General features: G+C 48.8%; 18 protein-coding genes. 6 read left to right on the forward strand and 12 right to left on the reverse strand.

Annotation, left to right across the window (positions count from 1 at the left end; genetic code table 11):
* Positions 1-113 precede the first annotated feature (113 nt).
* The 5 genes from ACWJJ4_RS01175 (at position 114) to ACWJJ4_RS01195 (ending at position 6,872) form a co-directional block, all read left to right on the forward strand.
* Positions 114-1,520, forward strand: coding sequence for a cytochrome ubiquinol oxidase subunit I (locus ACWJJ4_RS01175; protein ID WP_014306093.1), 1,407 nt, complete (start codon positions 114-116; stop codon positions 1,518-1,520).
* Positions 1,504-2,520 carry a cytochrome d ubiquinol oxidase subunit II gene (gene cydB, locus ACWJJ4_RS01180; RefSeq protein WP_003150830.1) on the forward strand — a complete coding sequence of 339 codons (1,017 nt, stop codon included), beginning with the start codon at positions 1,504-1,506 and terminating at the stop codon, positions 2,518-2,520. The genes ACWJJ4_RS01175 and cydB overlap by 17 nt, the downstream gene beginning before the upstream one ends.
* Entirely contained in the window at positions 2,520-4,223 is a 1,704-nt protein-coding gene (cydD, locus tag ACWJJ4_RS01185; RefSeq protein WP_070082577.1) for a thiol reductant ABC exporter subunit CydD, read from the forward strand. Before cydB ends, cydD begins: the two co-directional genes overlap by 1 nt.
* On the forward strand, positions 4,220-5,950 hold the full coding sequence (gene cydC / locus ACWJJ4_RS01190; protein ID WP_077723035.1) for a thiol reductant ABC exporter subunit CydC: 1,731 nt from the start codon (positions 4,220-4,222) through the stop codon (positions 5,948-5,950). Before cydD ends, cydC begins: the two co-directional genes overlap by 4 nt.
* Before the next feature lie 91 nt (positions 5,951-6,041).
* Positions 6,042-6,872 carry an NAD(P)H-hydrate dehydratase gene (locus tag ACWJJ4_RS01195; RefSeq protein ID WP_317461563.1) on the forward strand — a complete coding sequence of 277 codons (831 nt, stop codon included), beginning with the start codon at positions 6,042-6,044 and terminating at the stop codon, positions 6,870-6,872.
* A 13-nt stretch (positions 6,873-6,885) separates the two neighbouring features.
* Here the strand turns inward: ACWJJ4_RS01195 and ACWJJ4_RS01200 are convergent, their stop codons facing one another.
* Positions 6,886-8,244 (reverse strand): purine-cytosine permease family protein, encoded by a 1,359-nt coding sequence (locus ACWJJ4_RS01200; RefSeq protein WP_014419229.1) that lies wholly within the window; start codon positions 8,242-8,244, stop codon positions 6,886-6,888.
* A gap of 316 nt (positions 8,245-8,560) precedes the next feature.
* On the opposite strand from ACWJJ4_RS01200, the gene ACWJJ4_RS01205 reads away from it, so the two are divergent.
* Positions 8,561-9,547, forward strand: a complete 987-nt coding sequence (locus ACWJJ4_RS01205; RefSeq protein ID WP_454021370.1) for a choloylglycine hydrolase family protein — start codon at positions 8,561-8,563, stop codon at positions 9,545-9,547.
* A gap of 38 nt (positions 9,548-9,585) precedes the next feature.
* Here ACWJJ4_RS01205 and katX read toward each other — a convergent pair whose 3' ends face one another.
* The 11 genes from katX to ACWJJ4_RS01260 all read right to left on the reverse strand — a co-directional run bounded on the left by katX (position 9,586) and on the right by ACWJJ4_RS01260 (position 20,446).
* On the reverse strand, positions 9,586-11,199 hold the full coding sequence (gene katX / locus ACWJJ4_RS01210; protein ID WP_454021371.1) for a catalase KatX: 1,614 nt from the start codon (positions 11,197-11,199) through the stop codon (positions 9,586-9,588).
* 77 nt (positions 11,200-11,276) lie between these two features.
* The gene (locus tag ACWJJ4_RS01215) at positions 11,277-12,359 is read right to left on the reverse strand and encodes a glycosyl hydrolase (protein WP_077723033.1); all 1,083 of its coding nucleotides are present in this window, start codon (positions 12,357-12,359) and stop codon (positions 11,277-11,279) included.
* Positions 12,360-12,378: 19 nt separating this feature from the next.
* Positions 12,379-13,323, reverse strand: coding sequence for a mannose-6-phosphate isomerase, class I (gene manA, locus ACWJJ4_RS01220; RefSeq protein ID WP_088056376.1), 945 nt, complete (start codon positions 13,321-13,323; stop codon positions 12,379-12,381).
* Positions 13,320-14,201, reverse strand: a complete 882-nt coding sequence (locus tag ACWJJ4_RS01225; RefSeq protein ID WP_088056377.1) for an ROK family protein — start codon at positions 14,199-14,201, stop codon at positions 13,320-13,322. Before ACWJJ4_RS01225 ends, manA begins: the two co-directional genes overlap by 4 nt.
* Positions 14,202-14,220: 19 nt before the next feature.
* Entirely contained in the window at positions 14,221-15,621 is a 1,401-nt protein-coding gene (locus ACWJJ4_RS01230; protein ID WP_107994179.1) for a glycoside hydrolase family 1 protein, read from the reverse strand.
* 29 nt (positions 15,622-15,650) lie between these two features.
* A complete protein-coding gene (gene celB, locus ACWJJ4_RS01235) occupies positions 15,651-16,970 on the reverse strand; it encodes a PTS cellobiose transporter subunit IIC (RefSeq protein WP_029972940.1) in 1,320 nt (439 codons plus the stop codon).
* An 18-nt stretch (positions 16,971-16,988) separates the two neighbouring features.
* Positions 16,989-17,306: a PTS lactose/cellobiose transporter subunit IIA gene (locus ACWJJ4_RS01240; RefSeq protein WP_003150849.1), complete on the reverse strand. Its 318-nt coding sequence runs from the start codon at positions 17,304-17,306 to the stop codon at positions 16,989-16,991.
* Positions 17,307-17,320: 14 nt separating this feature from the next.
* Positions 17,321-17,632 carry a PTS sugar transporter subunit IIB gene (locus ACWJJ4_RS01245; RefSeq protein ID WP_454021372.1) on the reverse strand — a complete coding sequence of 104 codons (312 nt, stop codon included), beginning with the start codon at positions 17,630-17,632 and terminating at the stop codon, positions 17,321-17,323.
* Positions 17,633-17,784: 152 nt separating this feature from the next.
* A complete protein-coding gene (locus ACWJJ4_RS01250) occupies positions 17,785-19,083 on the reverse strand; it encodes an arsenic transporter (RefSeq protein ID WP_070082567.1) in 1,299 nt (432 codons plus the stop codon).
* Positions 19,084-19,096: 13 nt separating this feature from the next.
* Positions 19,097-19,447 carry an ArsR/SmtB family transcription factor gene (locus ACWJJ4_RS01255; RefSeq protein WP_014306081.1) on the reverse strand — a complete coding sequence of 117 codons (351 nt, stop codon included), beginning with the start codon at positions 19,445-19,447 and terminating at the stop codon, positions 19,097-19,099.
* Between the two features lie 102 nt (positions 19,448-19,549).
* A complete protein-coding gene (locus ACWJJ4_RS01260; RefSeq protein WP_014306080.1) occupies positions 19,550-20,446 on the reverse strand; it encodes an ABC transporter substrate-binding protein in 897 nt (298 codons plus the stop codon).
* Positions 20,447-20,454 lie beyond the last annotated feature (8 nt).

Raw genomic sequence — 20,454 nt, forward strand, 5'->3', positions numbered from 1 at the left:
TGACGAATTTGTGAAACGTTGAGCAAATATATCATTTTTTGTGAAATACCGAGCAATGATTCCACTATGTTTGTGAAATGTTGAGCAATTTACCAGATTGGAGGAAAAACATCATGAGTGAGTTGGTATTAGCCCGCATTCAATTTGCATCTACAACATTGTTTCACTTCTTGTTTGTGCCTATGTCTATCGGGCTTGTGTTTATGGTTGCTTTGATGGAGACGCTTTATGTTGTCAAAAAACAAGAGACCTATCTCAAAATGGCTAAATTTTGGGGGCATCTCTTTTTAATTAACTTTGCTGTCGGCGTCGTCACAGGAATTCTTCAGGAATTCCAGTTCGGATTGAACTGGTCTGATTATTCCCGTTTTGTCGGGGACGTATTTGGGGCTCCGCTTGCGATTGAAGCGCTTTTGGCATTTTTTATGGAGTCTATTTTTATCGGATTATGGATTTTCGGCTGGGACCGTTTATCTAAAAAAGTGCATTTGCTTTGCATTTGGCTTGTATCCTTCGGAACGATTATGTCATCTTTCTGGATTTTGACGGCAAACTCATTCATGCAGGAGCCGGTCGGCTTTACGATTAAAAACGGCCGCGCGGAAATGAATGACTTCGGAGCGCTTTTGACAAACCCTCAGCTTTGGGTTGAATTCCCTCACGTCATTTTCGGAGCGCTTGCGACGGGTGCTTTCTTTATCGCCGGTGTCAGCGCATTTAAATTATTGAAGAAAAAAGAAGTGCCTTTCTTCCATAAATCTTTCAAGCTTTCGATGATTGTCGGTCTGATCGCCGGTATCGGTGTTGCGTTCAGCGGACACATGCAGGCTGAACATTTAATGGAATCACAGCCGATGAAAATGGCCGCCAGTGAAGCGCTTTGGGATGACAGCGGTGATCCTGCCGCGTGGACGGCTTTTGCGAATATTGATACGAATAAAGAAAAAAACACATCAGAAATTTCAATTCCTTACGCACTGAGCTACTTGGCTTACCAGAAGTTCAGCGGCAGTGTGAAAGGGATGAAAACACTTCAAAAAGAATATGAAAAAACGTACGGAAAAGGCGACTATATCCCGCCTGTCAAAACGACGTTCTGGAGTTTCCGCATTATGGCGGGAGCGGGCGCGCTTATGATTTTTGCCGCGATTGCAGGCTTTATTCTGAACCGCCGCAAAAAGCTTCATACGAGCAAGTGGTATTTACGGGGCATGATCGCACTGATCGCATTCCCGTTCATTGCGAACTCTGCCGGTTGGATTATGACTGAAATCGGCCGCCAGCCGTGGACGGTTATGGGGCAAATGACAACCGCACAATCCGTTTCGCCTAACGTAACGACGGGATCTCTGCTGTTTTCAATTATCGGTTTCGGCGTCATGTACTTGATTTTAGGCGCGCTGCTTGTCTTCCTATTCGTTCGTGAAATTAAAAAAGGTGCGGACCATGATGATCACAAGGATGTTCCTGTATCAACGGATCCGTTCAGTCAGGAGGTCTACCATGGGGTCACTTCATGATCTTTGGTTTGTACTCGTTTCAGTTTTGTTTGTTGGATTTTTCTTTTTAGAAGGTTTTGATTTCGGTGTCGGCATTTCGACCCGATTTCTTGGCCATAATGAATTAGAACGCAGAGTGCTGATTAACACCATCGGCCCGTTCTGGGATGCGAATGAGGTATGGCTGCTGACAGGTACGGGAGCGATCTTCGCGGCATTCCCGAACTGGTATGCGACGATGCTGAGCGGATATTATATTCCGTTTATCATCATCCTTCTTGCTTTAATGGGCCGCGGGGTGGCGTTTGAATTCCGCGGAAAAGTGAATCATTTAAAATGGGTCAAAACATGGGACTGGGTGATTTTCTTCGGCAGCCTTATCCCGCCGTTTGTATTCGGCCTTATCTTCACAAGCTTGTTCCGCGGCATGCCGATTGACGGCCATATGAATATGCATGCGGGTTTCTCAGATATTGTGAACGTGTATTCCGTCCTTGGCGGAGCAGCCGTCACCCTTCTTTCATTCCTGCACGGTTTAATGTTTGTCACACTGCGCACGATCGGTGATTTACAAGAGCGTGCGAGAAAAATGGCAAAACGCGTAATCGGTGTTATCTTTCTTGTTGTACTTGCTTTCTTTGCGATGTCTGCATACGATACGGATATGTTTACACGCCGGGCAAACATCACGATTCCGGTATTCGTGCTGATTGTCATCTGCAACGTTCTTGCTGTTGTGTTCATGAGCAAGAAAAAAGACGGCTGGGCATTCGGTATGACCGGCGCGGGTCTTGCTTTGACAGTTGCGATGATTTTTATCTCTCTGTTCCCGCGCGTCATGGTCAGCTCGCTGAAAAGCGCGTATGACTTAACAGTAGCTAACGCGTCATCCGGTGATTATTCACTTAAAGTCATGACAATTGCCGCACTGACTCTGCTGCCGTTTGTCATCGGCAGTCAGATCTGGAGCTATTATGTCTTCCGGAAACGCGTCAGCCATAAGGAGCCTATGACTTATTAATGGGAAAAGACCTGTTTCTTTATAAAGGAATGAAGCGGATTCTTGCGATCATTACGGGATTAACGATTATACAAACGGCCGCCATCATCTTGCAGGCGGAATGGCTGAGCCAGGCGGTAACCGGATTATTTAACGGGAAGCGGATTGCTTCTCTTTATCCGGTTATCGGCTTTTTCCTGCTTGCGTTTTTGGTCCGGCATGCGGTAACAGCGGTCCGGCAGAAAATCGTATACCAATATGCCGCGCAAACCGGCGCAGACTTAAGAAAAAGATTTCTTGAGCAATTGTTCCGTCTCGGCCCCCGCTTTGCGAAAAAAGAGGGGACAGGCCGGATGGTGACGCTGGCGATGGAAGGCATCAGCCAGTTCCGCCGTTATTTAGAGCTGTTTCTGCCGAAAATGGTCAGCATGGCGATTGTGCCGGCGGCCGTTGTTATTTACGTGTTTTTTCAGGATAAAACATCGGCTTTGATTCTGATTCTTGCGCTTCCGATTTTGATTGTATTTATGATTCTGCTCGGACTTGTCGCACAGAAAAAAGCCGATCGCCAATGGAAGTCCTATCAGACGCTTTCCAATCATTTCGTGGATTCGCTCCGCGGACTGGAGACATTGCGGTTTTTAGGATTAAGCAGATCACACAGTAAAAACATCTTTCATGTCAGTGAGAGATACCGCAAGGCGACGATGAGCACGCTCCGGGTCGCGTTTTTATCATCATTCGCCCTGGATTTCTTTACGATGCTGTCGGTGGCGACAGTGGCGGTGTTTCTCGGCCTGCGGCTGATAGACGGACAAATTCTGCTCGGTCCGGCATTGACAGCGCTGATTCTCGCGCCTGAATATTTTCTCCCGGTCCGCGAAGTGGGAAATGATTACCACGCGACGTTAAACGGGCAGGAGGCGGGGAAAACCATTCAAGCGATTTTGGCGCAGCCCGGTTTTAAAGAAGAAAAGCCGCTCGAACTTGATACGTGGACTGACGGGGATGAATTACAGCTTGCGCGTTTGTCCGTCCGAGAATCGATGTCTGAATTTCATCTGTCCTTTAAAGGGAAGAAGAAAATCGGGATTATCGGGGAAAGCGGTGCGGGAAAATCGACACTCATTGATGTGCTGGGCGGCTTTTTAGAGCCTGCGTCCGGTGAGATCAAGGTAAACGGTGAATCCCGCTCGCATCTTCAGTCGGACGGCTGGCAGAAGCAGCTGCTTTATATTCCGCAGCATCCGTACATTTTTGATGACACGCTTATGAATAATATCCGGTTTTATCATCCTGATGCTTCCCGTGAGGAAACGGCGCGCGCTGCTGATTCAGCGGGTCTTTCCGGACTGATCCGCGATCTGCCCGGCGGCCTTGACGGCCGGATCGGCGAGGGCGGACGGGCGCTCAGCGGAGGGCAGGCTCAGCGTGTCGCGCTGGCCAGAGCCTTTTTAGGAAACCGGCCGATTCTCCTTTTGGATGAGCCGACCGCTCACCTTGATATTGAAACAGAATATGAAATAAAAGAAACGATGAAAGACCTGTTTGAAAACAAACTTGTCTTTCTGGCCACTCACCGTCTTCACTGGATGCTTGAGATGGACGAAATTATCGTGCTTGATGACGGCGCGGTGGCGGAAATCGGCACCCACGACGAATTGATGGCGAAACAAGGCGTATACGCCAAACTTGTAAAGGCGCAACTGGGGGAAAGAACATGAGAAAAGAAGAATGGATTCTGCCGTATATAAAGCAAAATGCCCGTTTGTTTGTTCTTGTGATTTTTTTAGGCGCGGTGACGATTTTTTCGGCGGCCTTTCTCATGTTCACTTCCGGTTTTTTGATCTCTAAGTCGGCGACAAGGCCTGAGAATATCCTGCTGGTGTACGTTCCGATTGTGGCCGTGCGGACGTTCGGGATTGCCCGTTCAGTCTCACGGTACGCCGAGCGTCTGACGGGACACCATATCATTTTGAAAATCGTGTCCGACATGAGGGTGCGGCTTTACAATATGCTGGAGCCGGCCTCGCTCATGCTTTCATCCCGTTTTCGGACGGGCGACATGCTCGGCATTTTGGCTGAGGATATTGAGCATTTGCAGGATGCGTTTTTAAAAACGATTTTCCCGGCGGTTTCCGCTTTGCTGCTGTATGCGGCATCCGTTATCGGACTCGGCTTTTTTTCCTGGCCGTTTGCCGCTTTTGCGGCGATTTACCTGTTTATATTGGTTGTATTGTTTCCGGTTGTGTCGCTTCTTGTGACGAGAGCGAAAAACATAAGGCTGAAAAGCGGCCGGAATACGCTCTACAGCCGGCTGACAGATGCCGTGCTCGGCGTGAGCGACTGGATGTTCTCGGGACGACAGGCGGCCTTTATTTCCTCTTATGAAGAGAAAGAGAAGGCATGGTTTGACCTTGAAAGCAAACGTCAGCGGTTTACGAGATGGCGTGATCTCGCCGCGCAATGCCTCGTCGGCGGTTTCATATTAATCATGCTGTTCTGGACGGCGGGTCAGTATGCGGACGGCAGCATCGCCAACACGATGATCGCGGCCTTTGTGCTTGTCGTATTTCCATTGACGGAGGCGTTTCTGCCCCTTTCGGATGCGCTGACGGAAGTGCCTTCTTATCAAGATTCCATCAAAAGAATGAGTAAGGCGGCTCCGGAGCTGCGAAGTCGTGAGGTGAAGCAGACCGATGAGAAACTGGATGTATCCGATGTGACACTTACATTTGATAACGTGACGTTTTCTTATGATCAGCACAGTCATGTGCTTGACCGTTTTTCCTTCACTCTCCGCCAGGGGGAAAAAATGGCGCTGCTCGGCAGGAGCGGCTCCGGTAAGTCGACCTCTCTCGCTTTAATTGAAGGCGCCTTAGTTCCCGATTCGGGCAAGGTGATGCTGAACGGGCTGGAAACTGCGGCCGTGCAGGAGCAGATTTCCTCAGCGGTGGCCGTTTTGAATCAGAAACCTCATCTCTTTAACACGAGCATTATGAACAATATCCGGCTCGGAAACGGCAAGGCGAGTGATGAAGATGTTAAGCGTGCGGCTCGGCAAGTGAAGCTGCATGATTATATTGAATCACTGCCTGACGGATATGAAACGTCCGTGCAGGAGACGGGGATTCGTTTCTCAGGCGGGGAACGGCAGCGGATCGCGCTTGCCCGTATTCTGCTCCAAGACACGCCGGTCATTATCCTAGATGAACCGACGGTCGGCCTTGATGCGGTCACTGAACGTGAATTGCTTGATACGATTTTTGATGTTTTTAAAGAGAAAACGATCCTCTGGATTACACACCATTTAGCGGGTGTGGAAACAGCTGATAAAATCGTCTTTTTAGAAAATGGAAAAGCAGAAATGGAAGGAACCCATCAAGAACTGCTTGCAGAAAACGAACGGTACCGGAAGCTTTACCGTCTTGATGTTCCGATCAGAACATAAACAGCCGCAAACGAGCGGCTGTTTTTTTTGTGCGGTTTAAAATCTCTTCTTGTTTGGAATATAAATAGGAGACAGAAGAGGAGGTACAGAGATGAATATAATAGATTGGACGGAACAGGATGTGAAAGATACGCTGCCGAAACGGGAGGCGGACAGCCATAAAGGAACGTTCGGGACGGCGTTATTGCTGGCCGGGAGCGATGACATGCCGGGAGCCGCCCTTCTGGCCGGATTGGGCGCGATGAGAAGCGGTGTCGGCAAGCTCGTCATCGGTACATCGGCAGGCGTCATTCCGCTTATCGTCCCAGTGCTGCCGGAAGCGACGTACTGGCGGGACGGCTGGAAAAAAGCCGCGGCGGGCCAGCCCGGGGAAACCGTCCGGGCCGCTGCCATCGGGCCGGGCCTTCCCCAAACAGACGAAGTGCAGCAGGCGGCTGATCAGCTGCTTTCTGGCGATTATCCCGTCATACTGGATGCGGGCGCCATTACGAAAAGAACCTATCCGAAGAGGAAAGCTCCCGTGATCTTGACGCCTCATCCCGGCGAATTTTCCAGAATGACAGGCCTTCCGATACAAGAGATTCAGCAGAACAGAGCGGGATATGCCGCGGAATGGGCGGAGCGGCTTCATGTCACGATTGTCCTGAAAGGAAACGAAACCATTATCGCTTTTCCCGACGGGGAATGCCGCAGGAATACAACCGGAAACGGCGCGCTTGCAAAAGGCGGGACCGGCGACACGCTGACGGGAATGATTCTCGGCATGCTGTGCTGTCATCAAGACCCGAAGCATGCCGTATTGAACGCCGTCCGCCTTCACGGCGAATGTGCGGAATTATGGACGAAAGAGCGCTCCGCCCATACCTTGTTGGCGCACGAACTTTCTGAACTGCTGCCGCGTGTATGGAAGGAATATGAATAAAGAAAAGGCGTCTTCACAGGGAAGGCGCCTCTTTTTGTTTTACCCTTGATTTCATCAGGACATAATACAGCAGCGATGGAACGGCCAGGCCGATGACCCAGGCAATGTCGCCTCCGCCGAATATTTCAGCGAGCGGCCCGATGTAAAAGGATGTATTGATGAACGGGATTTCTAATATAATCGACAAAACGAAGGCGGCCGCTGTAATCCAATTGACCCTGCCGTATTGCCCGTTGACGTCAAACATCGATTTGACGTGGTATTTTCCGCGGCGGATAAAATAGTAATCCACGAGGTTGATCGCCGTCCATGGAATTAAGAAATAACTGATGAAAAAGATGAAATTTAAAAACAGTTCCATGAAATTGCTTTGGCCCAAGAGACTTAATACAGTACCCGCTGCCGTCACACAAAGGATCATTACCACTCTCGTTTTCGGCGTCACCTTCAGTTTTAAAAACGGCTCCAAGGTAGTCGTGGTTGACATAAAGGCTCCGTATAAATTAAAGACGTTGATCGCCATTTGCCCGAACAGGACGATGATCAGCATAATAAAGGAAAACGGACCGAACAATCGGACAATCTCATTTCCCGCATTAGCGGTAAATTCCGGGAGCGCCGTCGTCAAAATGGCGCCGAGAAGCATCATCCAGATGGAACTGACTGACGTACCTGCATAGCTGTACCAAAAAGTATGCGATGCCGGTGTTTTGACCGGCAGATAACGGGAATAATCTGCGACATATGGCGCATATGCCAGCTGCCATGTGGCCACCGCGCTGACCGCCACTAGAAAAACAGGCAGATCTAATGAGCCGGGCACCCAGCTTCCTGAAGGAATCGGCAGTTGAAAAATAAGAATCGTTGCAGCAAAAAAAACGGCAAAGGAGGTCCAAGAGAGGATTTTCTGCATTTTGTGAATCAGATCATGACCGTAGATCGTGAGTAAAAAACAGATGGCGCTTAAGCCGATAATACACCATGAAGCCGGAATCGGGACAAAGCTGCTCAGTGTACCGGCTGCGAGAATCGTACTGCTCGCAAAGAAGCCCAGGTAGATAAACATGACCAAAAAGAGGGGCAGAATCGCTCCGATCACGCCGAATTGCGCGCGGCTTTGAATCATTTGCGGAATTCCGAGCTGAGGTCCTTGTGCGGAATGAGACGCCATAAAGATTGCGCCGATAAAGGTTCCGATTATAATGGCGGCGATACTCCAAAAGAGATCGAGTCCCATTGTAACGGGCAGTGTGCCTGTGACTAACGTCGTAATATGCATATTAGCCCCGAACCAGACGGGGAATAAATCTTTGGCCTTTCCGTGTCTTTCGTCATGCGGAATATGTTCAATCGTTCGCCTTTCTACTTTCAATAGATAATCTCCTCCGTATGTTCTTCTTTAACATAAAGACATAGCTTAACAGATTGACCTGCCGTTTACAAATTCCAGCATGCAGGAAAAACATTGTAAAGCCCCGCTGACAGCCGTTCAAAGGTTTTTTTGAAAAACGGTACAAACACTGCCGCCAAAACGATTTGCCAGGGTTTAAAAGGCATGGATACGCTTACGGACTAATATGTATGAAGGAGAAATGTGTCAATCTTTTGACGAATGGAACCATTATTCGTTAAGCTGAAAGAATAGTTTACTTTGTGTAAATTTCATTAATGAAAAGGGGATTGATGATATGTGTACAAGTCTTACATTGAAAACGACAGACGGTAATCACCTATTGGCGCGAACGATGGATTTTGCATTTCAGCTCGGTACGGACGTCGTGCTTTACCCTCGTCAGTACAGCTGGAAAAGCGAAGCTGACGGCAGGATGCATAAGACGAAATACGCATTTATCGGCATGGGGAGAAATCTCGGCAATGTTCTGTTTGCCGACGGCGTAAATGAAAAAGGGCTGTCGTGTGCGACGCTGTATTTTCCGGGCTTTGCGGGATACGAGAAAGCGGAACGGGAGGGCACCTGTCACATCGCTCCTCATGAGTTTGTCACCTGGGCCTTATCAAACTGTGACTCTCTTGAAGACATAAAGGAAAAGCTCTCAATGCTGACGATTGTAGAGAAGAAGTTAATGTTATTGGATACGGTGCTGCCTCTTCATTGGATTTTATCAGACCGCACGGGCGGCTGCATTGTCATCGAGCCGACACCGGAGGGAATGAAAGTATATGACAATAAACCCGGAGTGATGACCAACAGTCCGGAATTTCCTTGGCATGTGACCAATCTGCGCCATTATATCGGAATCAGGCCGCAGCAGTCAGAAAGCAAAACATTGGGCGGAATGACATTAACCGCTTTCGGCCAAGGATCTGGAACGATCGGGCTTCCCGGTGATTACACGCCGCCATCCCGGTTCATCAGAGCCGCTTATCTGAAAGAGCATTTAGAGCCTTCCGCCCATGAAACGGATGGCGTTACGGCCGCTTTTCACGTGCTGTCCAATGTGAATATTCCAAAAGGCGCGGTGATCACAGAGGAGAATGAAATTGATTATACGCAGTATACGTCGGTCATGTGCTGTGACACCGGAAACTACTACTTTCATCTGTACGACAACCGGCAGATTCACAAAGTAAGTTTATTCCATGAAGATCTTGACCGTCCGGAGCCGAAAGTATTTGCGGCCGCGGCGGAGCAGAATATGCAGGAGCTGAATTAGCTCAAAAAAAACAGGACGCGATTGTCCTGTTTTTTTATTTAATACGGATCAGACGGATGGCTTTCCTGTTCAGCCTGTTTTGCGGCTTGGGCCGTATCTGTAGTGCCGATCGGCCCGCCGCTGCTGCTTTCGGTGGCTTTTTTCAGCCCTTCCGCAACACGTTTTCCGTAGTCCGGATCTGCTTTTGTGAAATTCTCAATCATTTGATCCTGAATGTCTTTCCGGCAGGAAGAAAGCGTATTGACCAGGTTTGTGATCAATTCGTTCCGTTCAAATTCCGAAAATCTGCGGTATGTTTCTCCGGCCTGGCCGAAATTATTCGGCCGGTCGATCGCTTCCCGCTTCACATCGCCTTCGACATGAGGTGTATGGTCTTTCCCATCCTGCTTTGCTTCGGTGAGTCCTCCCATAATGGACGGCTCATAGTTGACGTGCGGGTTTTGTCCTTCTGCCCGATCGACACGATACTGCATTTGCCCGCCTTCCTGGTTGGTGGCGACATGCTTTTTCGGCGAGTTGATCGGAAGCTGCAGGTAATTTGCGCCGACGCGGTACCGCTGGGTATCTGAATAGGCGAATGTCCGCCCCTGAAGTAATTTGTCATCTGAAAAATCAAGGCCGTCCACAAGCACGCCCGTTCCGAATGATGCTTGTTCCACCTCGGCATGGTAGTTTTCCGGGTTTTTGTTCAGAACCAATTTACCGATCGGCTTCCAAGGGAAATCGTCTTTATACCACAGCTTGGTCGGATCAAGCGGATCAAAATCCAGCTCGGGATGCTCGTCATCAGTCATGATTTGCGCATACACTTCCCATTCAGGATAATCGCCTTTTTCAATCGCTTCATACAAATCCTGTGTCGCATGGTTAAAGTTTTTCCCCTGAATCTCTTCCGCTTCCTTCTGTGTCAGGTTGCGGATGCCCTGTTTCGGTTCAAAGTGATATTTGACGAGCACGGCTTTTCCTTCTTCATTGACCCATTTGTAGGCATGGACGCCTGAGCCCTGCATCTGCCGGTAGTTGGCCGGGATGCCCCACGGCGAAAACAAGAAAGTGATCATATGAGTCGCTTCCGGTGATTGGGAAATGAAGTCGAAAATACGCTCGCCGTCCTGAATGTTCGTAACGGGATCAGGCTGAAATGCGTGCACAAGATCCGGGAACTTCAGCGGATCACGGATAAAAAAGATTTTCAGGTTGTTGCCGACCAGATCCCAGTTGCCGTCTTCGGTATAAAGCTTAACGGCAAAACCCCGGGGATCACGCAATGTTTCCGGGGAATGCTTCCCGTGGTTGACGGTAGAAAACCGCACAAACGCCGGAGTTTTCGTTCCTTTCTTTTGAAACACTTTCGCTCTTGTATATTTAGAAATCTCCTCGTCTCCAAAACTTCCGTACGCCTCAAAGTATCCGTGTGCGCCGGCGCCGCGCGCGTGAACGACGCGCTCGGGAATCCGTTCGCGGTCAAAGTGGCTGATTTTCTCCAAAAAATCATAATTCTCCAATGTCGTCGGTCCTCTATTGCCGACTGTCCTGACATTCTGGTTGTCAGTGACCGGATGGCCCTGCCGGTTTGTCAGCGTGTCTTCTGACTCGCCTTTACCGGTCGTCTTACTGGAAAGCGTTTCTTCGCTGTTTTTGTTATTTTCCATTGTTGAACCCTCCTTTTTGAACGGTAACAATATGCCCAGCAGAGCCGTTTTTTAAAACCGATTTTCAAAAGAAGCGGTTATTCCGCGATCGGCGTCAAGGACCCGCCGTTCCATATTTCGCCCTTGTTCAGCGTCCAGCTGTTTTGATAAAGGCTTTGCGCGCCTTGATTGGCCGCCGGACTTAATTGTTCATCCCATGTCAAAAAGTACGTGGTCTGAGGGTATTTTTGCCTGATCGCATTAATAAAAGCAGCATAATCAAAGCTTCCGATATTGCCGGACGGACCGGTTTCGGCAAAGGCAAACGGTTTTTTCAGAGACAGCATTTCATCATAGCCTGATATCGCATACGGATCAGTGAAGTAAGCGTCCAGACCGGTAATATCCACATAAGATGAGCCTGGGTAGAAGTCTGTTTTAAAGTCTCTGTTGGCATCCGGCGAATACACCCACAAAAGGTTATCCAATCCTCTTGTTTCTGTCATATAGCGGTATATCTTCTTGTAAAGCTCTTTGTACAGCGAGATTCTCTCCGTGTCTTTTTGGTTGTAGCCTGTCAGCCCCCACCAGAACCACTCGCCGTTCATTTCATGCAGCGGTCTGAACAGAACGGTGACGCCTTGATTTTTCAGCTGAGTAAGGCCGTCGGCGATTTTGCTGAGCAGCGCCTCAAGCCGTTTTCCTTCCACAGTTGAAGGGTCCAGGATGTTTTTGTACTGGCTGTTTGAGATGGCCGTTTTATAGTTTCCGGATGGAAAGGCCGGATTTGCGAGATGCAGGCTGACCTGAGGGAGGCCGCCGCTTTTCCAGTATGAGATTAAGCTGCTGTTGCAGCTGTAATCGATAGTATCGGTGATATCCGCTGTTTCCAGCCACCCTCTCCCATAGTCACAGCCGTAGATGGCGGGAGACTGTCCCGTCGCGTTTTTCAAGCGGTTTTCCTCTGTCATTGAAAAAGTGACATCGCTGTACCCGCCGAACGCTCCGGACATGACCCTGTTTTCTGAACGGTTGGGCAGGTGCGCCAGCCAGTTCATGATATCTTTTGTCGTCTGCTGGGCATTTGGGTTGACGGGATAAACGGTGTGAGCCGATATCGGACTGGCGGCTCCTAAGAGTAATAAAACGATAGACAGGCAGACTGCTAACTTTTTAAGCATATAAAAGACCTCCTGATTTTTAAGATGATGAAGGATGTGAAACGATAACCTCACAATCTCCTTCTATAACAAAATCTCCGGAATCCGCCGGCACGATAAAGTGATCGCCTTTGTGAACGGGGCATCCATCCAGTTCTCCGCGCCCTTTAATGACGCTTGCGAGTAAATACCGGCCGGGTGCGGGGAATGATGCTTTCCCGCTCACATCCCATTGATAAACTGAAAAGAAAGGTGTTTCGGCGAGTATCGTAATAAGAGCATCTCCGATCCGATGCTTAGTGCTTTTTACATTTTCATCGGTATGGGGAATGTCTGTTACGTCAATTGCTTTCTGAAGATGAAGCTCGCGTTTATTCCCGTTCCCATCCGTCCGGTCATAGTCGTAAAGCCGGTAGGTGGCATCAGAGCTTTGCTGGATTTCAAGGACGAGCGTACCTTCACATAAAGCATGCAGGGTGCCGCTCGGGACATAGAAAAAGTCGCCGGGCTTAATGGGGATGCGGCGGAGCAGGTGATCCCACTCGTTTCGTTCAATGAGCCGAACGAAATCTTCTTTTGTTTGGGCGCGGTGCCCTAAAATGAGCTCCGCGTCTTTTTTGCAGTCCAACACGTACCAGCATTCCGTTTTTCCGAGTTCTCCGTTTTCATGCCGATGTGCATATGCGTCATCCGGATGAACCTGCACGGATAAGTCCATATTTGCGTCAAGAATTTTTGTGAGCAGGGGAAAAGCGTCTTCTTTCGGATGTCCGAACAGGTCAGGGTGTTCATTCCAGAGACGGTGTAATGATGTTCCGGAAAAAGGCCCGTTCCGCACGATGGATGTACCGTGCGGATGAGCTGAAATCGCCCAGCACTCTCCCGTCCGCTCAGAAGGAATCTCATACCCGAATGTATCGCGCAGCTTCGTCCCGCCCCATAATCTTTCTTTAAAAACCGGTTCCAGAAATAAGAGTTTCGTCATTTTCCCGCCTCCCGGTTTGCCGTCTCTAATGCGCGCTCCGCCAATACGAGCGAACCGGCAGCGCCGGAGTGAATTCCTAATTGAGGGGGAACGATGAAGTGTTCAATGTCGGGCAGATCAATATATTGATTCAGCCGCTTTTTCACGTGCTGACGGATATAAGAGAACAGCTGATGCTGCTTCATGACGCCCCCGCCGAGAATGATCTTTTCCGGCGAAAGTATGAGAATATACTGCACAAGCGCTTCGGCAATATAAAAGCCCTCAAGCTCCCACACTTCCTGCTGATCCGCCAGCAGATATGCTTTTTTCCCCCAGCGTTTCTCAATGGCGGGACCTGCCGCGAGGCCTTCCAGGCAATCTGTATGGTAAGGGCAATTGCCTTTGTAGCCGTCGTCCGGGTGTCTTCTGACATAAATGTGGCCCATTTCAGGATGAGACAGCCCTTGAACAAATCTGCCGTTCATGATGGCGCCCGCTCCGATGCCAGTGCCGACCGTCAAATAGAGGCAGCTGTCCGCGTTTTTGGCCGCGCCGAAAGAAGCTTCTCCGAGCGCCGCCGCATTAACGTCGGTGGTGAAGCCTGCGGGAATATGCAGTGCGTTTTTGATCGTTTGAAGAATAGGGCAGTTCCGCCAGGCTGTCTTCGGCGTCGCGGTGATGCACCCGTATGTTTGACTGTCGGGGCGGATGTCAATCGGTCCGAACGACCCGATGCCGATGGCTTCTATCGGGAAATCTTTAAAGTAACGGATGACTTGTCTGAGTGTGTCATCCGGTTCTCCCGTCGGAAACTCCGCCCTGTCCAGAATGGTGCCGTCTTTTTGTCCGGCGGCACAGACAAATTTCGTGCCGCCGGCTTCAATACCTCCAAGCATGGCTGTACCTCCTCATCTGTTAAAATCCGTTTTGATCGGAAACGGCTTTGAACCAGCGGCCGCTTTTTTTGACGGTCCGTTCGCCCCCGTTTTCCAGATTGACAGATACAAAGCCGTAGCGGTTTTTATAAGCATTTGTCCAAGACCAGTTGTCCATAAAAGTCCACAGATGATAGCCTTTTACATTTGAACCTTCTCCGATGGCCCGATGCACCCATTTGAGATGTTCCCGAATAAATTCAATCCTGTAATCATCCTGAATGATGCCGTTTTCATCGCGGAAGCGTTCCTCGCCTTCAACTCCCATGCCGTTCTCGGAAATAAAACATTCGATATTTCCGTAATGTTCTCTGAGATTGGTGAGAATGTCATAGATTCCTTTTTCGTATATTTCCCACCCGCGGTGAGGGTTCATTTTCCGTCCGGGCATAACATACGGATCGAAGAAACGCTCAGGCAGGAAAGGGGCGTGCGGATTCGGAACATGTTCTTTTGCCTTGACGCGTCTCGGCTGGTAGTAGTTCACGCCTAACAGGTCAACCGTATGCTCCTGAATGAGGCGGAGATCTTCTTTCTCATAACGCGGGAGAAAGCCTTCCGCCTTGAGAATCTCGACAAGCTCCTCAGGAAATTCGCCCTTTACGGCGGGATCTAAAAATGAGCGGTTGAAAAAGGCGTCGGCAATCCGGGATGCTTTCAGATCTTCAGGGTGTGAGCTTCTCGGATAAGAAGGCGTCAGATTCAGAATGATTCCGATTTGTCCGTCCTGTTTCAATTCTCTGTAGGCTTTGACAGCCCTTGCATTCGACAGCAGGGTATGGAAGCCGGCCTGCACCGCTTCTTGAAAATTAACGTGATTCGGATAGTGAAAGTCGTATAAGTAGCCGCCTTCAATCGGCACAATCGGCTCGTTGTGAGTGAACCATTTTTTCACTTTGTCACCGAATAGCGAAAAGCATGTTTTGGCGTAATGTTCAAACGCGTCAACGGTGTCCCGGCTGACCCAGCCCCCCTTACGCTGAAGGGCGAGAGGCATGTCAAAGTGAAACAAATTGACAAACGGCTCAATGCGATGGGCAAGCATTTCATCGATGACGTCCTGATAAAACGCGACCGCTTTCTGATTGACCTCTCCAGTTCCGTCCGGAATCAATCTTGACCAGGAAATAGACAGCCGGAAGGAGTTGTGGCCGATTTCTTTCATCAGCCGGATATCCTCCTTGTATTGATCATAAAAACGTGACGTGTCGCCGGGGCCGACGCCGTTAAAAAAACGGCTCGGCTCTTTTTCATACCAGTAATCCCATATGTTTTGGCTTTTTCCGTCTCTGTCGGCGGCGCCTTCTGTTTGGGTGGCGGAGGCGGAAGACCCCCACCAGAATCCTTCCGGAAAACGATATTGAATATTTGATTCAGTCAATTGATTTCTCTCCCTTACTGCGATTTTGATTACATACTCATGCTGTCATCCCGTGCATGCTGCTCGGTCTCGGCTTCTTTTTCCTTTGCCATATTTAATTTGTCCAGCGCTTTAAGAAACGGGAACCAGATGACAAAGACAATACAGAGGTTGACCAGCTGCATAATGCCGCCCATGACGGAATTGGTCGCCATAATCCCGTTAATGAAAAGGGGGACGGTCCAGGGCACGGTCACGCCGGTAGGAGGGGGCACGATCCCCGCCGACATGGCCAGATAGGTGACGAGCGTGACAACCATCGGCGCGATCACCCACGGAATGATAATGATCGGGTTCATCACGATCGGCAAACCGAAAATAACCGGCTCATTGACGTTGAAAATACCTGGCGCGAGACCGAGTTTGGATATCTGTTTCATCTGTTTGCTTTTCATAAAAAGCAAGATGGTGATCACTATGGCCAATGTCATTCCGGTTCCGCCCATTCCGACGGTGTAAATCTCCATAAACGGCTTAGAAATAATATGGGGAATCTCTTTTCCCGCTGTATACGCAGCCAAATTTTCGACCTGTAATGTATTCCAGATCGGGTCCATCACGGAATTGATAATGATCTGTCCGTGAAGTCCGAAAAACCATAAAATCTGAATAAAGAAAACAGCGATTAATGTAGGAATGATGCCGCTTCCAAGTCCGACAAGCGGGGCTTGAACCGTATGATAAATGACATCATGCAGATTGGTGTGAAAGATCTGGGTGACAGCCGCATTGATCAAGAGGAAGACGGTAAGCGTGATAAAAGCCGGGATCAATGCGGCGAACGATTTAGCAACAGCCGGAGGAACACCGGCAGGCATCTTAATCGTTAAGTTTCTCTGGACGATTCTTCTGTAGATTTCACCTGACAAAAAAGCGGTCATCATGCCGAGAAACATTCCTTTTGCTCCAAGCCGGTCAACCGGAATGACGCCTGCGACCGCTTTGCCCGTTTCCGGCTCTAAGACGAAAGGGGTGAGCAGCAGAAAAGAAACCAATGCGATCGCTCCGCCGAATACGGCCTCCACTTCGTAGCTTTTGGAAAGGTAATAGCCGATCCCGAAGACGACAAAAATAGACATAATCCCCATCGTCGCCGTCGAAGCGCCGCCAAATCCGGATTGAAAGACAGACAGGGCGGAGCTGCTCATGATTTTGTTTAAAAACGGCAGGTTCGTCAGCACGACGAACACCGAACCGAAAATGGTCAGCGGAAACGCCAGCATAAAAGCATCCCGTAAAACTTGCAAATAGCGGTTATTGTTTAATTTGCCCGCGATCGGGACAAGGAATTGGCTGATTTTCTCAAACACGTCTTCACCCCCGGCTTTTTATAAATTTTTTGATTGAAATAAGTCGAGCATTTCTTTGACGAGCTCTTTCATTGAAAGCGCTGACATTAAGTGATCTTCAGCATGCATAAAAAGCAGAGAGACATCCGTTTTGGCGCCGCCGGCTTCTTTTTGAATCATCTGAAAATGGATGTCGTGCGCTTTTCCCAGTTCTTCTTCAGCCTTTGTCAGAAAGGTGTCTGACTCATCTGGCCGGCCGTCTTTATAAGCGCGTATCGATTGAATAATACAGCTGCGGGCATTGCCGCTGTGAAGAATCAGCTGAAAACTGATCTGTTCATCCGTGTACGTTTCCATGCTTATCGCCTCCTTTATTTGTTCTCTATCAAGGCAACGGCCTGTTCGTATGCTTTTTTGCCGTCTCCCATGCCGTATGCCATCATATCAATCACATCAACGGGGATGTGAAGCGGGTCCGCCTCTTTTTGAAGCTCGCCTTTTAAAAAACTCATCTGCGGGCCGATCAGTACGACGTCTGCGTCTTTCATCGCTTCTTTTGCTTTATCCTGTCCGACTGCCCAAATCTCGGCCTCCTCACCGATGGAGCTGGCGTAATTCTGCATTTTCGTGACAAGAAGGCTGGTGGACATGCCTGAGCTGCAGGCTAATAAAATTCTTTTCATGAGGAATCCCTTCTTTCATAAAGTTAAAACGTTTTCATGAATATTATAATCTTTTGAAATTAAATGTCTATACTTTTAAAATATAAAAGTTTAACTTTTCGGATTTTTGACACAAAAAAACCTTTTAAGATTCAACTTAAAAGGTTTTTTTCTCAAGCGAGCCATAACAGCCATATATAAAGTCCGATCAGGGTGATGAATAACGTCGGAATGGTTAATATCAGACCTGTTTTGAAATACATTCCCCAGGAAATTTTCACGTTTTTCCGGCTCAGCACGTGGAGCCATAACAATGTCGCCAGCGACCCGATCGGCGTGATTTTCGGCCCAAGGTCAGAACCGATAACATTCGCGTAAATCAATGCTTCTCTCATCAGCCCGTGAGTGTCCGTTCCGCTGATGGCTATGGCGTCAATCATCACCGTCGGCAGGTTATTCATAACGGAGGAGAGGATCGCAGCGATAAAACCCATTCCGAGTGTGCCCGCAAACAATCCGTGATCCGCCGCTTTCTGAATAAGCTGAGAAAGAAGATCCGTCAGTCCGGCATTCCGCAAGCCGTACACGACAACATACATGCCGACAGAAAAAAACACGATGGCCCACGGGGCGTCCTTGATGACTTGTTTCGCAGGGACGGCGGGGCTTCGCTGCGCCAGAATGAGAAAAATGACCGCGATGGAACCGGCAACGAAGGAAACGGGTATCGACAGCAGCGCGCTGACGAAATACCCGATCAATAAAACGGCCAGGACAGCCCACGATAACCGGAAAAGGCGCTCATCCTTAATGGCGGATGCAGGATGTTTCACAAGGCTGGTGTCAAACCGTTTCGGAATGTTTTTTCTGAAATAGAGATACAGCACCAAAATGCTTGCCGCCAAAGAAAAGAGGTTGGGCACCAGCATGCGTGATGCATATTCAATGTATCCGATATGAAAGTAATCGGCGGATACGATATTGACCAAATTGCTTACAACGAGCGGCAGCGAGGTGGTGTCGGCGATGAATCCTCCGGCGATAATAAACGGAAAAACCAGTTTTTCAGGTAAATTCAAAGCCCGCACCATCGCCAGTACGATCGGCGTCAAAATGAGCGCCGCTCCGTCATTGGCAAACAGGGCGGAGACAACAGCCCCTAAGACCGACACATAGAGAAACATCCGCAGCCCGCTGCCTTTGGCCGCCATGGCCATATGCAGCGCGGCCCACTCAAAAAAACCGATACTGTCAAGAATTAATGAAATGATAATAATGGCGATAAAGGCGAGTGTCGCATTCCAGACGATCCCCGTCACTTCCGCGATATCGTGCAGGCTGACTGCTCCGGCGATCAAAGCGAGGACCGCTCCGCCGCAGGCAGACCAGCCGATTGATATATGTTTCGGCTGCCATATGACAAACACAAGTGTCAGCACAAAAATCAGCGCTGATAAAACCGCAACTCCCAAGAATATATCCCCCTTACCGGCATGTAACAGTGACTTCTTTTTGCCGCAATGTCTGTAAAACTTCGTCCTTTTCATCTATCTGCTGCAGAATCGAGCAAACCAGCGCGTATTCCGGTCCGGACGGATGAATGGCATAGTACCGCCATTGGCCCTCGCGTCTTTCCCGCACAAGGCCGGCGTTCTTTAATTTCCGCAAGTGCTGGCTGATGCCGGGCTGACTTATATGAAAAATAGCCGTCAGCTCGCAGACACAATATTCCTTATCCTCCAGAAGCTTCAGCATCAAAAGCCTCGTCGGGTCGCTTAGAAGTTTGAGGCACTGGCTGATCCCTTCGGAACTTAAAGCATTATGCCGCCGTTCCATGCGCTCACTCCTTTTTTAAACTATTATATAAGCGAATGTTTATATAAGTAAACGGTAATATAAAAAAGCCGGTCTTGCACTTTTTGCAAAACCGGCTCATGTTTATTTTTGGAACAGTTTTTTCGCTTCATCCATTGCTAATTTATTTCCCAGTGCCGAATAATCAAGCCAAGGCTGATCGGCAATTTTATAGACATGGTTTGCTTTCACGGCCTTCAGCCCTTTCCACACAGCGCTTTTTTGCAATTCTTTATAGGCTTGCTGTGACTTGTCGTCTCTGTTAACGACCACGAAAATCGCATCCGCGTTGTAATCAGGCAGCACTTCTTGAGAAATGACTTCATAAGGGCGGGAGGTGTTCATTTCTTTAATGCCGTCAGCCGGTTTCAGCTTCAGATCGTCAAACAGAATCGGTCCCATCGGGCGGCGTGTGCTGAAGACGCGAAGCTCTTTTGCGTTCACGCGGATCGCCATGACTTTGGCGTTTTTCCCTAATTCCTTATTCATCATGGATCTGACTTGTTTTGTTTCATCTTCATAATCTTGAATAAATGTTTTCGCTTCTTTTTCACGGTTGACGATTTTTCCGATGTCTTTTAAATGATCACGCCATGTGCCTTTATCAAGGTCGAAAACGTGTGTGTTTCCGATTTTCTTGTATTTTGACACATCTTTTCCCGCAAATTCTTTATCAAGATAAATGTTGTCTGGATTCAGCTCAAGTAAAGCTTCCATATCCGGGTCTGAGGCAGGTCCGAGTTTTTTCGTGTCTTTCAGCTGATTTTTCACATGAGGGAGAAAATCTTTTAATTCTCCGCCCACGACGGAACCGGCAGGTGTAACGCCGAGAGCCAGCAGATCATTTGTCAGGTGAATGGACATCGAAGCGATTTTATGATCGCCGGATTTCTTTTTTGACTCCGGCTGTGATGAATCGGATTGGCAGGCAGCCAGTAAGAAAATACACATGAAACTGATGAGCGCAATTATTTTTTTCATGGGAATAC

It is taken from the genome of Bacillus sp. JK62, from assembly GCF_053663455.1.